Annotated in this window: 9 protein-coding genes; 1 reads left to right on the forward strand and 8 read right to left on the reverse strand. The window is 70.9% G+C overall.

Annotated features, from left to right (window positions below):
* Nucleotides 1-148 precede the first annotated feature (148 nt).
* From ACZ7L1_RS30025 to ACZ7L1_RS30040, 4 genes are all read right to left on the reverse strand, one after another.
* Complete coding sequence (locus ACZ7L1_RS30025; protein ID WP_471441467.1) at nucleotides 149-994, reverse strand: LLM class flavin-dependent oxidoreductase; 846 nt, start codon at nucleotides 992-994, stop codon at nucleotides 149-151.
* 169 nt (nucleotides 995-1,163) lie between these two features.
* A complete protein-coding gene (locus tag ACZ7L1_RS30030; RefSeq protein ID WP_471441469.1) occupies nucleotides 1,164-2,804 on the reverse strand; it encodes an ABC-F family ATP-binding cassette domain-containing protein in 1,641 nt (546 codons plus the stop codon).
* A 48-nt stretch (nucleotides 2,805-2,852) separates the two neighbouring features.
* On the reverse strand, nucleotides 2,853-3,875 hold the full coding sequence (locus ACZ7L1_RS30035; RefSeq protein ID WP_471441471.1) for an oxidoreductase: 1,023 nt from the start codon (nucleotides 3,873-3,875) through the stop codon (nucleotides 2,853-2,855).
* Nucleotides 3,876-4,007: 132 nt separating this feature from the next.
* Nucleotides 4,008-5,960, reverse strand: a complete 1,953-nt coding sequence (locus ACZ7L1_RS30040) for a Xaa-Pro dipeptidyl-peptidase (protein WP_471441473.1) — start codon at nucleotides 5,958-5,960, stop codon at nucleotides 4,008-4,010.
* A 214-nt stretch (nucleotides 5,961-6,174) separates the two neighbouring features.
* On the opposite strand from ACZ7L1_RS30040, the gene ACZ7L1_RS30045 reads away from it, so the two are divergent.
* Nucleotides 6,175-7,668: a M1 family metallopeptidase gene (locus ACZ7L1_RS30045; protein WP_471441475.1), complete on the forward strand. Its 1,494-nt coding sequence runs from the start codon at nucleotides 6,175-6,177 to the stop codon at nucleotides 7,666-7,668.
* 123 nt (nucleotides 7,669-7,791) lie between these two features.
* Here ACZ7L1_RS30045 and ACZ7L1_RS30050 read toward each other — a convergent pair whose 3' ends face one another.
* From ACZ7L1_RS30050 to ACZ7L1_RS30065, 4 genes are all read right to left on the reverse strand, one after another.
* Nucleotides 7,792-9,258: an amino acid permease gene (locus ACZ7L1_RS30050; RefSeq protein ID WP_471441477.1), complete on the reverse strand. Its 1,467-nt coding sequence runs from the start codon at nucleotides 9,256-9,258 to the stop codon at nucleotides 7,792-7,794.
* A gap of 271 nt (nucleotides 9,259-9,529) precedes the next feature.
* Nucleotides 9,530-11,710, reverse strand: coding sequence for a 3-hydroxyacyl-CoA dehydrogenase NAD-binding domain-containing protein (locus tag ACZ7L1_RS30055; RefSeq protein WP_471441479.1), 2,181 nt, complete (start codon nucleotides 11,708-11,710; stop codon nucleotides 9,530-9,532).
* 48 nt (nucleotides 11,711-11,758) lie between these two features.
* Nucleotides 11,759-12,973 carry an acetyl-CoA C-acetyltransferase gene (locus ACZ7L1_RS30060; protein WP_471441481.1) on the reverse strand — a complete coding sequence of 405 codons (1,215 nt, stop codon included), beginning with the start codon at nucleotides 12,971-12,973 and terminating at the stop codon, nucleotides 11,759-11,761.
* A gap of 3 nt (nucleotides 12,974-12,976) precedes the next feature.
* Nucleotides 12,977-14,170, reverse strand: coding sequence for a CaiB/BaiF CoA transferase family protein (locus ACZ7L1_RS30065; protein ID WP_471441483.1), 1,194 nt, complete (start codon nucleotides 14,168-14,170; stop codon nucleotides 12,977-12,979).
* Nucleotides 14,171-14,227 lie beyond the last annotated feature (57 nt).

Below are 14,227 nucleotides of genomic sequence, written 5' to 3' on the forward strand. Positions count from 1 at the left end.
AACAAACGGGGGGGGGGGGAACACAGGGCGCGGGACTGTCCTCCCAAACAAAGAGACGGGTCTTTGTTGCTGTTTTGGTCCCGGCCCCTCCCCCCCCGCAGGCCCCGGGCCCGTGTTCCCTCTGGCCGAGCCGTGCGGGATCAGGCCGTCACAGGATGTCGGCCAGGCGCGCCACCTGGGCCGGGTCGAGGCCGTAGCAGTACAGCATCACCTCGTCGGCGCCGAGGTCGGTGAAGGCGGTGATCGCCTCGCGGATCTCCGACGGCGTGGTGAGCATCCCGGCGACCATGCGGTCGGCCATGCCGGTGAAGGTGTAGTACGCGTGCATGGCGGTCCGTGCGTCGTCGATCACGTCCTGCGGGCCGAGCGCCACATTGACCTGCGCGACGAGGCGGGGCTCGCCGTCGCGGCCGTACTGTTGCCAGAACCCGCGGACGGTGTCGAACAGGCCGCCCGCCCAGGAGGGCGGCGCGGCGGCCAGGAAGCCGTCGCCCCACCGCGCGACGCGTTCGAGCGCGGCCGGCTTGAAGCCGCCGAAGAGGACCTCGGGTCCGCCCGGACGAGCGGGCGCCGGTCCGATCGGGCCGACGTCCTCACCGTACGGCTCGCCTGACCACAGGCGCCGCATGACCTCCATCTGCTCGTCGAGGCGCCGGCCCCGGGTGCGCGGGTCGGTGCCCGTGGCCCGGTGGTCGTCGTCACGGCCGCCGATGCCCAGGCCGAGGACCAGCCGCCCACCGGTCATCCGGTCAAGGGTGGCGGCCTGCTTGGCGAGCAGCGCGGTGTCGCGCAGCGGGGCGAGCAGCACCTCGGTCTGGACGCGGATGCGGGAGGCGGCGCCCGCGAGGACGGAGAGCGCGACCAGGGGTTCGGGGTTGTCGTAGACGAGGCGGTCGAGCAGGCCGAGGGTGCTGAAGGGCCCGGCGTCCGCGTGCCGCGCCCAGGTGAGCAGGGTGGTCGGGTCGCCGATGGGCAGACCGATACCGATGTTCATGCGGGAGACCTCCGACAGGAAGGGTCGACAAGGACGGCTGCCGCCCCTCCGGCACCTCGGTGAGGTGGCACGCTCCCGCTCTGCGGCGTATTTCGGGGGAGCGTCTCATCGGAGTGAACTCACTGTAGAACGGCGGGAGTTCGGCGAACAAGCCGATTACCCGACGCGGTCACCGGTGCTCGGTCACCTTGCCGTCCGCCACCTCCAGGCGGCGTGTCACCCGTACCGCGTCCAGCATCCGGCGGTCGTGCGTGACGAGGAGCAGGGTGCCCTCGTAGGAGTCCAGGGCCGACTCCAGTTGTTCGATCGCCGGCAGGTCCAGGTGGTTCGTCGGCTCGTCCAGGACCAGCAGGTTGACGCCCCGACCCTGGAGCAGCGCCAGCGCGGCGCGGGTGCGTTCGCCCGGGGAGAGGGTCGCCGCCGGGCGCAGGATGTGGTCCGCCTTCAGGCCGAACTTGGCGAGCAGGGTGCGGACCTCGGCCGGCTCGGTGTCCGGGACCGCCGCGCGGAATGCGTCCAGCAGGGACTCCGGGCCGTGGAACAGCTTGCGGGCCTGGTCGACCTCGCCGACCAGGACGCCCGAGCCGAGGGAGGCGTGGCCCGCGTCCAGCGGAACACGGCCGAGGAGCGCGCCGAGCAGCGTGGACTTGCCCGCGCCGTTCGCGCCCGTCACCGCAACCCGGTCAGCCCAGTCGATCTGGAGGGACACCGGGCCGAACGTGAAGTCGCCGCGCCGTACCTCCGCGTCCCGCAACGCGGCGACGACCGCGCCCGAGCGGGGGGCCGACGCGATCTCCATGCGCAGCTCCCACTCCTTGCGGGGCTCCTCGACGACCTCCAGGCGCTCGATCATGCGCTGGGTCTGCCGAGCCTTCGCGGCCTGCTTCTCGCTGGCCTCGCTGCGGAACTTGCGGCCGATCTTGTCGTTGTCGCTCGCCTTGCGACGTGCGTTCTTGACGCCCTTGTCCATCCAGGCGCGCTGCAACTGTGCCCGCTCCTGGAGGGCGGACTTCTTGTCGGCGAACTCCTCGTACTCCTCGCGGGCGTGCCGGCGGGCCCGCTCGCGTTCCTCGAGGTAGGCCTCGTATCCGCCGCCGTAGAGGTTGATCTGCCCCTGGGCGAGGTCGAGTTCGAGGACCTTGGTGACCGTGCGGGTGAGGAACTCCCGGTCGTGGCTGACGACCACCGTTCCGGCGCGCAGCCCGCTGACGAACCGCTCCAGCCGCTCCAGGCCGTCCAGGTCGAGGTCGTTGGTGGGCTCGTCGAGCAGGAAGACGTCGTAGCGGGACAGCAGCAGGGAGGCGAGGCCCGCGCGGGCCGCCTGCCCGCCGGACAGGGACGTCATCGGCTGGTCCAGGCCGACGCCCAGGCCCAGGGAGTCGGCGACCTCCTCGGCGCGTTCGTCGAGGTCCGCGCCACCGAGGGCGAGCCAGCGCTCCAGGCTCACCGCGTAGGCGTCGTCCGCGCCGGGCGTCCCGTCGACGAGTCCCTGCGTGGCCTCGTCCATCGCGCGCTGGGCGTCGGCGACGCCCGTGCGGCGGGCCAGGAACTCCCGTACGGTCTCCCCCGGCCGGCGCTCGGGCTCCTGCGGGAGGTGCCCGACCGTCGCGGTGGGCGGGGACAGCCGCAGCTCGCCCTGCTCGGGGGTGAGCAGCCCGGCGAGCATGCGCAGCAGGGTGGACTTGCCGGCGCCGTTGGCACCGACGAGCCCGATCACGTCACCGGGCGCGACGACCAGGTCGAGCCCGGTGAAGAGCGAGCGGTCGCCGTGCCCGGCGGCGAGGTTCTTGGCGACGAGGGTGGCAGTCATCAGACCGCCGATCCTAACGGCCGTCCGGTGCCGCCCGCGCCCGGATTCTCACCGCCTCACGGACTCCACCAGGACACTTCCCGAGGTCCGCGCCACGAGGAACGCCTCGCCCTTCACCGCCTTGGGGTCAAGGGCGATACGGTGACGGCCCGGCTCCAGGACGCCGTCGAAGACCTCGCTGGTGTGGGTGCGGTAGAGGCGGTCGAGGCGGTGGGCGGTGAGACGGACTCGGCAGGCGGAGGTCACCTCGACGTACGCCGCGCCGTCGGTGGCGGCCAGTCCCGTCAGGCGGCGCTGCCGCACCGGGGCGCGGTCCAGCGCCTGTTCGATCTGGGCGACGAGCAGCGGGACGATCGGGGCGAGTCCGTCGACGTGGGCCACGTCCAGCCCGGCGTCCTGGAAGGAGCGGCGTACGGCGGCCCGTTCGTCGGCGGTGACCGCCCGGCCGAAGGCGACGGCACTGTACTGGCGCAGTTCCTCGGCGGGGACGCCGGTCGCGTCGTGGGTGATGTCGGCGCCGATGCCGATGGTGCGCAGGGCGGCGGCGAGCTTGGCGAGCACGGCGACACGGGCACCGATCAGCAGCACGCGGCGTCGGGACGCGGGGGCGCCGCCGTCCAGCAGCGCGCCCAGCGCGGCACGGTACTGGGCGCCGTGGAACCGGAAGGGGCCGATGCCGTGGTAGCCGTTGAGTTCGAGATCGGCGGTGTCGTCGGTCTGCCAGGCGAAGTCCCGCCAGATGTAGTCGTCGCCGTCGCGTTCGATGACCGCGGTGACCGCTCCGCACGCCAGGTCCTCGCACTCGGGGCAGCCATACAGGACGTACCGGCCGCCCGGCAGCGGCGCCCCGGTCTCCAGCAGCAGACCGCGCACCTGCGCGGTGAAGATCGCGGGCGGGATGTCGGAGGCCAGCGGGGAGACGGCGTCCAGGTCGCAGAGCCGGTGCAGCAGCGGGCTTCCGTCGACGAGGAAGTCCACGAAGTCCCGGTGCGCTTCGTAGTCACCACCGGTGAGGACGGCACCGGCCCGCATGGCCGGCGCCAGGCCGAAGGTCGCGTATTCGGCAGACATGCCGTGAGTATCCCCACGCGGGGAGTGATGTGAGCACGGCAGGACGGATTCGGTCGGCGTACCGGGCCGCCCGGGGGCGGCCGGGCCGTGGACCCGGCCGCCCGAGGTGGTGTCGGATACGGTGCGCCGCCGTCAGTTGCCGTCAGGAATGTGGTGGGCCCTGTGCGTGCTCCGCAGGCCGTACGGCGTGGTGGGCGCCGCAGGGGCAGGCGTCGCCCCGGAGGTGGCGCCCGCGAACGCCGCGGCCCCTCCGACGAGCGGCACCCGGGACGACGTGCGGGATAGGTCCACGGTCAGGGTGGGCGTGGTGGACGGAGGGTCGATGAGGTCCTTGTCGGTGCCGGCGACGATCAGGGCCAGCCGGTGGCCCTTCGGGACGACGTGGTCGGTCGCGGCCAGGTCGAGCGTGATCGTGTAGGGCTTGCCCGGGGTCAGCGGGACGCCCTTCGCGTCCGAGGCGTAGTGGCCGAGGTCGGCCCAGCCGCGGCTGAACACCGTGGAGGTGACGTCCGTCTTCTTGGCCTGGGTGACCTTGAAGCAGGCGCTGTCGCCGGCCGTGCTCGCGCCCCAGCAGGTGCGGTCGGTGAGCGTGGTGATGCCCTCCGCGGAGTCGGCGTAGTCGCGGATCGTGTCGGGGCCGAGGTCGACGAGCACGGCGGACAGGTGCGCCGAGGAGGTGGTGGGCGTGACGGTGACGGTCACCGTGGAGGAGCCGGAGATCCGCAGGTCCTTCGAGAGCGTCGGGGTGACGAACCCGGCCTTGGCGGGGGTGGACCGGTCGATGTGCGCGGCCCAGTCGCTCTCACCGAGCTGCGGGTCGTCGGTGAAGGTCTCGGTGCCGGTGCCGGGGCGCAGTCCGAGGGTGCCGACGCCCGCGCGATCGCCGTGGCCCGGGCGCAGCGTGGTCGTGGCGGTGTCGTGGGGCGGCCAGGCCGTGGAGGTGACCCACTGGTCGGGGTGGCGTTCGATGTCGGCCATGGGCCGGCGGTCGATGCCGTTGTCGTAGCCGAGGAGTTCGTGGTCGAACCAGCGGTGCAGGGTGTCCACCCACTGGGCGCGCCGGTAGTCGAAGGGGTCGACGTGCCCGGTCTGCGAGAGCCAGATCTTGCGCTTGACGCCGTGCTGGGCGAGGGCGTTCCACCACTGGCCGAGGTGCTTGGTGCGCACGTTGAGGTCCTGCATGCCGTGCACGAGGAAGACGCTCGCGCGGACCTTGGCCGCGTCCTTCACGTAGTCGCGTTCGGTCCACAGCGGTGTCCAGTCACCGCTGCGCGGCGCGCCGTCGACGAGTTTGTGCTGCACGGCGGCGCACTTGGTGCGGGCGTCGGGGCTCTCGACGTAGTCGGACAGCCAGTTGGGGCCGGAGTCGTACAGGGGTGCGCCCTTGGCGAAGTAGTAGTCGTACCAGGACGAGATGGCGCTGATGGGCACGATGGTCTTCAGGCCCTTGACGCCGGTGGCGGCGACTCCGTTGGCGATGGTGCCGTCCCAGCTCTTGCCGATCATGCCGGTGGCGCCGTTGGTCCAGGTGGCCGTGGCGGGCGTGGTGCCGGTGCGGGTGGTGTAGGCCCTGGCCCGGCCGTTGAGCCAGTCGATCACGGCCTTGGCGGACCGGATGTCGGAGCGGCCGCCCACGTCCACACAGCCGTCGGAGCGATCGGTTCCGGCCAGGTCGACACCGACGAAGGCGTAGCCGCGCGGTACGAAGTAGTTGTCGTAGAAGAGCGGCATCTGGACGACGTGGCCGCTCGCGTCGTAGGTCTTCTTCTGGCTCTCGTTGCCGCGCCCGCAGCAGGAGTAGTAGGGGCTGGCGTCCATGATGACGGGGACCTTGCGGCCCCGGGCCGCCGGTTCGCGGGGCCGGACGATGTCGGCGGCGACACGGTCGGACTTCCCGTCGCCGTCGCCGTCCAGGCCCGTGTCCACCCAGACGGACTCTCGGATGGCGTTCTCGTACGAGTAGACGGGCCGGCTCTCCCGGGGCGCGCTGTGGGCGGCCGACGGGGTGAGGAAGACGGCCAGGAGCGCGGCTGTGGCCGCCGTCGCGAGCGGTCTGAAGGCTCTGAGGGGGGTGGTGATCCGCATGCGCGGGACGGTACCGGGATCAACTCGCGTGCAGAAGAGGGCACCTGAGGGCCGGTCGGGTTCAGCGGGGCCGGAGAGGCCGGATGGACGGGATGGCTCGTGTCGGCCGGATGGCGATCGTGTGACAGAGGGTGCCATGGACATGCCGGGGCATGCGGGGTCTGAATAGGGTCCGGACACAACAGACCTCGTGCCCCTACGACTTGGAGTTCTCGTGCACCGCAGACTCATCGCCCCGGGCGCACTCGCGGCGGCTTCCCTCTTGCTGGCGATCCCGGCATCGGCGGCCGCCTTCCAGCCCGGCGCCCCGGGTATCGGCGATCCCTACTACCCGTACTACGGCAACGGCGGATACGACGTCTCCCACTACGACCTGCGACTGACGTACCAGCCGAAAACGGACGAGTTGCAGGGCACGACGACGATCCTGGCCCGGACGACACAGGATCTGTCGCGGTTCGACCTGGACTTCCTGCTGGATGTGAGCGAGGTGCGGGTGAACGGCGCGAAGGCGTCCTTCACCACCTCGGGCCAGCACGAGCTGGTGGTCACACCCGCCGCCCCGCTGCCGAAGGGCACGCCGATCACTGTCGTGGTCCGCTACAGCGGTGTGCCCTCCACCAAGAGCGCGTACGGCTTCACCACCTGGCACCGCACCCCGGACGGCGCGGTCGCCGCGGACGAGCCCGAGTCGGCGTGGTGGTGGTTCCCGAGCAACGACCACCCGAGCGACAAGGCGACGTACGACGTGTCGGTGGCCGTGCCGGACGGCACGCAGGCGATATCCAACGGCACGCTGCAGTCGACGAGTTCCAAGCTGGGCTGGACCCGCTACAACTGGCGGGAGAACAAGCCCCAGGCGACGTATCTCGCCACCCTCGCGATCGGCAGGTTCGACATCACGACGAGCACCTCGGAAGGCGGCGTCCCGGTCGTCAACGCCTACAGCAAGGACCTCGGCGACAACGACGGGGCCGCGCGGGCGAGCGTGGAGCGCACCGGTGAGATCGTCGACTGGCTCAGCGGCTACTTCGGGCCGTATCCGTTCAGTTCTGCGGGCGGCTACGTGCCGAACACGACCACCGGGTACGCGCTGGAGACGCAGACCCGCGTGTACTACAGCCCCAAGCAGTTCGCGAACGGCTCCAACACCTCCGTGGTCGTGCACGAGCTGGCCCATCAGTGGTACGGCGACGACGTGTCGCTGAAGGGCTGGAAGGACATCTGGATCAACGAGGGCTTCGCACGGTATGCGCAGTGGCTGTGGTCGGAGCACGAGGGCGAGGGCACGGCGCAGGAGCTGGCGGACTACGTGTACGCCTCGCACCCGGCCGACGACGCCTTCTGGACGGTGAAGCCGGGTGACCCGGGGCCGGACAACCAGTTCGACATCGCGGTCTACGACCGGGGTGCGCTGGCCGTCCAGGCGCTGCGGAACGAGATCGGGGACGACACGTTCTTCGCCGTCCTGAAAGGCTGGCCGAAGGAGCACGCGTACGGCAACGCCTCGGTCGCCGACTTCCAGACGTACGCGGAGAAGGTGTCCGGGAAGCCGCTGGGGGCGCTCTTCGACACCTGGCTGTTCCAGCCGTCGAAGCCGGCGGCACCGGCGGCGCGCGCCGCGTCCCTCGCACCGGCTTCGGCCGACGTGACGCAGCCGAAGTCCTGGAAGAAGATCGCGGCGACGAACGCCGTGCACTCCGGCTGATCGACGGCCCACCGGGGCCCGACCGGCTCGCCGGGTCCGAGGCCGGCTCCGCGACGTGGACGCACGCGGAGCTCGGCCTCGGGCACGGCGCGCGACCCAGGCGCCGCTCCGGCCGCCGAGCGGTTACTTCGTGAGGTCGGTCAGTTCCTGGTTCGCGGCCTGTTCGATGCGGCGGCGCAGCGCGAACCAGCCGCCGACGAGCAGGGCCGCGATCACGGGGATGAGCAGCAGGGTCTTGCGGCCGACCTCGGGGTCGTTCCACATCAGGCCGAGGCAGACCAGCAGGAAGGCGATGGTCGCGATCTCCGTGACCGGGCTGCCGGGCAGCCGGAAGGACGGCCGGGTGACGTGGCCCGCCCGGGCGCGGCGGACGAAGACCAGGTGGCAGATCATGATGATCACCCAGGTGCTGACGATCCCGAGGGAGGCCACGTTCAGCACGATCTCGAAGGCCTGACTCGGTACGAAGTAGTTCAGGCCGACGCCGATCACGCAGACCGCGCAGGTCAGCAGGATGCCGCCGTAGGGCACCTGGCTGCGGTTCATCCGCGCCGTGAACTTCGGCGCCGAGCCCGCCATGGCCATGGAGCGCAGGATGCGGCCGGTGGAGTACAGGCCGGAGTTCAGCGAGGACATCGCGGCGGTGAGGACGACCAGGTTCATCACGTCACCCGCGCCCTGGACACCGATCTTCGACAGCACGGTGACGAAGGGGCTCTGATCCCCGGAGTAGACCGAACCCGGCAGCAGCAGTGCGAGCAGGACCACCGAGCCGACGTAGAACAGACCCACACGCCACATGATCGAGTTCACGGCGCGCGGCACGACCTTCGCGGGCTCCGCGGTCTCGCCCGCGGCGACGCCCACCAGCTCCAGGGCGGCGTAGGCGAAGATCACGCCCTGCATCACCAGGACGACGGGCATGAGCCCGTGCGGGAAGATCCCGCCGTGGTCGGTGATCACGCCGAGACCGGGGGTGCGGCCGCCCACCTCGTGTCGCGTGGCAAGCAGGAAGATCCCGACGAACATGAAGGCCACCAGGGTGGCGACCTTGATGATCGCGAACCAGAACTCCATCTCGCCGAAGATCTTCACCGAGATCAGGTTCACCGCGAGCACGACCGCGAGGGCGATCAGGGCGAGCACCCACTGCGGGATGGAGGTGAAGAAGCTCCAGTAGTGGGTGTAGAGCGCGATGGCGGTGATGTCGGCGATACCGGTCGTCGACCAGTTCAGGAAGTACATCCAGCCGGCGACGTACGCGCCCTTCTCGCCGAGGAACTCGCGCGCGTACGAGACGAACGACCCGGACGACGGCCGGTACAGGACCAGCTCGCCGAGGGCGCGCACGACGAAGAAGGCGAAGACGCCGCAGACCAGGTACGCCAGCGCGAGGGCGGGACCCGCGTTGTGCAGCCGTCCTCCGGCACCGAGGAAGAGTCCGGTGCCGATCGCCCCGCCGATCGCGATCATGTTGATGTGGCGGGGTTTGAGGTCCTTGCTGTAACCGGCGTCGCCCGCGTCCGCGGGCGCCCGGGTCGCATCGGTGAGGGATGCGACCGCGGCCGTGTTCACGGCGTCCTTGCTCACGAGTGGATCTACTCTCTGGTACGCCCGGCGCTGGGGTGGTGCGCGGGTTTCCGGATGGGGCTCGGTCCGGCCACCCCTGACGCGGCACAGACCAAGGCCTCACCTTCTCGCAGAGGCCGATTTCCATGCGATGGCGCACGTCACAGAGCGGGACTTCTCACATGTTCATCACATGGGCGTCCCAGAGTGGTCATAAGGGCACGGCGGGGGACCCGTGCAGCTACTCCCGGCCCCGGGTCCCCGGCCCTCTCAGCCGGCGTCGTCCACCCTCTCAGTGAGCGTCGGTGAACCGCTCCCCCTTCTCCGCCTTCTCCACCAGCAGCGCGGGCGGCGTGAACCGCTCGCCGTACCGCTCGGCCAGCTCCCGGGCGCGGGCCACGAAACCGGGCAGGGCACCCTCGTAGCCGTTGATGTACTGCAGGACGCCGCCGGTCCAGCCGGGGAAACCGATTCCGAAGATCGACCCGATGTTGGCGTCGGCCACGGAGGTCAGCACGCCCTCCTCCAGGAGCCGGACGGTGTCCAGCGCCTCAGAGAACAGCATGCGCTCCTGCATGTCCCGGAACGGGATCCGGTACCCGGGCTTGGTGAAGTGCTCCCGCAGGCCCGGCCACAGCCGGCCGCGCCTGTCGTCCTCGCCGTACTCGTAGAACCCGGCGCCGCCGCTGCGCCCGGTGCGGCCGAACTCGTCGACCATGCGGTCGATGACGGCCTCCGCCGGGTGCGCTGTCCAGGTGCCGCCCGCCTCCTCCACGGCCCGCTTCGTCTCGTTGCGGATCTTCCGGGGCAGGGTCAGCGTCAGCTCGTCCATCAGGGACAGCACCTTGGCCGGGTATCCCGCCTGGGCCGCCGCCTGCTCGACGGACGCGGGCTCGATGCCTTCGCCGACCATCGCCACGCCTTCGTTGATGAAGTGGCCGATGACCCGGGAGGTGAAGAAGCCGCGCGAGTCGTTGACCACGATCGGCGTCTTGTTGATCTGCCGCACCAGGTCGAAGGCGCGCGCCAGCGCCTCCTCACCGGTCCGCTTCCCCTTGATGATCTCGACGAGCGGCATCTTGTCGACCGGCGAGAAGAAGTGCAGCCCGACGAAGTCGGACTGCCGCTCCACACCCTCCGCGAGCGCGGTGATCGGCAGGGTGGAGGTGTTGGAGCACAGCAGCGCCTCCGGCTCGACGACGTTCTCGATCTCCTGGAACACCTTGTGCTTGAGCGCCGGGTCCTCGAACACGGCCTCGATGACGGCGTCGCAGCCCGCGAGGTCGGCGGCCTCGGCGGTGGGGGTGATGCGGGCGAGCAGGGCGTCCGCCTTCTCCTGGCTCGTACGGCCCTTGGAGACCGCCTTGGTGCACAGCTTCTCGGAGTAGCCCTTGCCCTTGACGGCCGCCTCCAGGGAGACGTCCTTGAGGACGACCTCGATGCCCGCGCGGGCGCACGCGTAGGCGATGCCCGCGCCCATCATGCCGGCGCCGAGGACGGCCACCTTGCGGACCTGGCGCGGTTCGACGCCCCCCGGGCGGTTGGCGCCGGAGTTGACGGCCTGGAGGTCGAAGAAGAACGCCTGGATCATGTTCTTCGCGGTCTGCCCGGTGACCAGTTCGGTGAAGTAGCGCGCCTCGATGGTCAGGGCGGTCTCGAAGTCGACCTGGGAGCCCTCGACGGCCGCCGCCAGGATGTTCCGCGGGGCCGGGTAGGGGGCGCCGTTCAGCTGCTTCCTCAGGTTGGCCGGGAAGGCGGGCAGGTTGGCGGCGAACTTCGGGTTGGACGGCGTACCGCCCGGAATCTTGTAGCCGGGCTTGTCCCACGGCTGGTGGGACTCGGGGTTGGCGTCGATGAAGGCGCGGGCCTTGGCCATCATCTCCTCGGGGGTGGCGGCCACCTCGTGCACGAGACCGTTCTCCAGCGCGCGCCGGGGCGAGTACTGGGTGCCCTGGAGCAGCACCTTCAGCAGGGCGTCGGCGATGCCCATCAGGCGCACGGTGCGGGTGACGCCGCCGCCCGCCGGGAGCAGCCCCAGGGTGACCTCGGGAAGGCCGATCTTGGAGCCGGGGGCGTCGAGGGCGATGCGGTGGTGGGAGGCCAGGGCGATCTCGTAGCCGCCGCCGAGGGCCGCGCCGTTGAGGGCGGCGACGACCGGCTTGCCGAGGGTCTCGATCCGGCGCAGCGAGTTCTTGATCGCCACACCGGTCTCGAACGCCTGCTGGGCGTCCTCGGGGCCGGCCTTGATCATGTCCTTGAGGTCGCCGCCCGCGAAGAAGGTCTTCTTGGCGGAGGTGTAGATGATGCCGCGGATGGAGTCCTTCTCGGCCTCGGCGCGCTTGGCGATCGCCGCGATGGACTCCTTGAACGCCTGGTTCATGGTGTTCGCGGACTGGTTCGGGTCGTCGAGGACGAGCGTGACGACGCCGGTGTCGTCCTGCTCCCAGCGGATGGTGGTGGACTCTGTGCTCATCGGGGTGCTCCGTAAGGTCCGTTCGATCCGTTCGATCCGTTGGGAAGGTCAGACGCGTTCGACGATCGTCGCGATGCCCATGCCGCCGCCCACGCACAGCGTGGCCAGCCCATACTGCTTGTCCTGCCGCTCCAGTTCGTCCACCAGCGTGCCGAGGATCATCGCGCCGGTCGCGCCGAGCGGGTGACCGAGCGCGATGGCGCCGCCGTTGACGTTGACCTTGTCCAGGGACAGCCCCATGTCCTTGGCGAAGCGCAGTACGACCGCGGCGAATGCCTCGTTGATCTCGACGAGGTCGATGTCGTCGATCGTCAGCCCGGCCTTGGCGAGGGCCTTGCGGGTGGCGGGCGCGGGACCGGTGAGCATGATCGTCGGCTCGGAACCGGAGACGGCCGCGGACACGATCCTGGCCCGGGGCCGCATCCCGTACCGCTCGCCGGCCTCCTTGGAGCCGATGGCGACGAGGGCCGCGCCGTCGACGATGCCCGACGAGTTGCCCGCGTGGTGGACGTGGTCGATCTGCTCGATCCAGTGGTACTTCTGCAGCGCCACCGCGTCGAAGCCGCCCAGTTCGCCGATGTCCGCGAACGACGGCTTGAGCCCCGCGAGCGAGTCGGCCGTGGTGCCGGGCCGCATGTGCTCGTCGTGGTCGAGGACGACAAGACCGCTGCGGTCCTTCACCGGGACCACGGAGCGGTCGAAGCGGCCGTCCTTCCAGGCCGCCGCCGCCCGCTCCTGGGACAGCGCCGCGTACTCGTCGACGTCCCTGCGGGAGAAGCCCTCGATGGTGGCGATGAGGTCGGCGCCGATGCCCTGCGGCACGAAGTTGACGGTCATGTTGGTCATCGGGTCGGCGAACCAGGCGCCGCCGTCCGAGGCCATCGGGACGCGGGACATGGACTCGACGCCGCCCGCGAGCACCAGGTCCTCCCAGCCCGAGCGGACCTTCGCCGCGGCCAGGTTGACCGCTTCGAGACCGGACGCGCAGAAGCGGTTCTCCTGGACGCCGGCCACCGTGTCGGGCAGTCCGGCGGCGATCGCCGCGATCCGGGCGATGTCGGAGCCCTGGTCGCCGACCGGGCTCACCACGCCGAGCACGATGTCGTCGATCGCGGCGGGGTCGAGATCGGGAAAACGCCGCCGCGTCTCGTGGATGAGCCCGACCACCAGGTCGATGGGCTTGGTGCCGTGCAGGGCGCCGTTGGCCTTGCCGCGCCCGCGCGGGGTGCGGATCGCGTCGTAGACGTACGCTTCGGTGCTCAACTGTCAGCCTTTCGAGGAGGGTCGGCCGGGCAGGCGCGGCTCAGGTGGGTCGAAAGCTTCATCGGTCGCCGCCCCGAGCAGTCGTGGCACGTCCCAGTCGCGGGCGACGTCCTCGGTGTCGGCGCCGGGCTGCGCGGGTCCGCCGTGCACCGCCGTGTGGGTGACCGAGAAGCGGGGCGCGGGCGCCGGCTGGGTGATGCCGCCGTGGTCGGTGAAGGTGCCGCGGGCGGCGAGATGGGGGTGTGCCGGCGCCTCCCGGAGCGACAGGACGGGCGCCACGCACGCGTCGGAGCCTTCGAAGACGGCGGTCCACTCGTCGCGCGTGCGGGTCTTGAAACGGGCCGCGACCATCTCCCGGAGTTCACCCCAACGGGCGACGTCCTTGCGGGCCGGGGCCCGGTCCGCGATCCCCAGCAGCTCCACGAACTCCGTGTAGAACTGCTGCTCAAGGGCGCCCACCGCCATGTACCGGCCGTCGGCCGTCTCGTAGGTGCCGTAGAACGGGCAGCCTCCGTCGAGCAGGTTGGCACCGCGCCGGTCCTGCCAGCCCCCGGCGGCGAGCATGCCGTGGATCATCGAGGACAGGTGGGCGGTGCCGTCGACGATGGCCGCGTCCACCACCTGGCCGGTTCCGGTCGCGCGGGCGTGGTGGAGCGCGGCGAGAACACCGACGACGAGGTAGAGCGCACCTCCCGCGTAGTCGCCGACGAGGTTCGCGGGGATCGCGGGCGGCGCGTCGGGGGCGCCGATCATGCCGAGCGCGCCGGTGAGCGCGATGTAGGCGATGTCGTGTCCGGCGCGCGGGGCGAGCGGGCCCTCCTGGCCCCAGCCGGTCATCCGGCCGTAGACGAGCCGCGGGTTGCGGGCGTGGCAGGTCTCCGGACCGACGCCGAGGCGTTCCGCGACGCCCGGGCGGTAGCCCTCGATGAGGATGTCGGCGCGCCCGGCCAGGTCCAGGACGCGGGCCTGGCCCTCGCCGGTCTTCAGGTCGACGATCACCGAGCGTTTGTTGCGGTTGGTGACGTCGTACTCCGGGTCGATGGCGAGCCCGGAGCCGTTCGGCCGGTCCACGCGGACGACGTCGGCGCCGAGGTCGGCCAGGAGCATGCCGGCGAACGGCCCGGGTCCGATACCGGCCAGCTCGACGACGCGCACGCCGGCGAGGGGGCCCTGCCCCGGCGTCCTTGCCACTGCCATCCGGCCCCCAGCTCCGTGACACACCCGATGCGACATCGGGTGATGTTGAGAACGTGT

The organism is Streptomyces sp. NPDC107546 (assembly GCF_055639175.1).

Coding starts and splice junctions, on each gene's coding strand:
- ACZ7L1_RS30030 (WP_471441469.1), bottom strand. CDS start 2,804: ATGACTGCCACCCTCGTCGCCAAGAACCTCGCCGCCGGGCACGGCGAC.
- ACZ7L1_RS30065 (WP_471441483.1), bottom strand. CDS start 14,170: ATGGCAGTGGCAAGGACGCCGGGGCAGGGCCCCCTCGCCGGCGTGCGC.
- ACZ7L1_RS30055 (WP_471441479.1), bottom strand. CDS start 11,710: ATGAGCACAGAGTCCACCACCATCCGCTGGGAGCAGGACGACACCGGC.
- ACZ7L1_RS30025 (WP_471441467.1), bottom strand. CDS start 994: ATGAACATCGGTATCGGTCTGCCCATCGGCGACCCGACCACCCTGCTC.
- ACZ7L1_RS30040 (WP_471441473.1), bottom strand. CDS start 5,960: ATGCGGATCACCACCCCCCTCAGAGCCTTCAGACCGCTCGCGACGGCG.
- ACZ7L1_RS30035 (WP_471441471.1), bottom strand. CDS start 3,875: ATGTCTGCCGAATACGCGACCTTCGGCCTGGCGCCGGCCATGCGGGCC.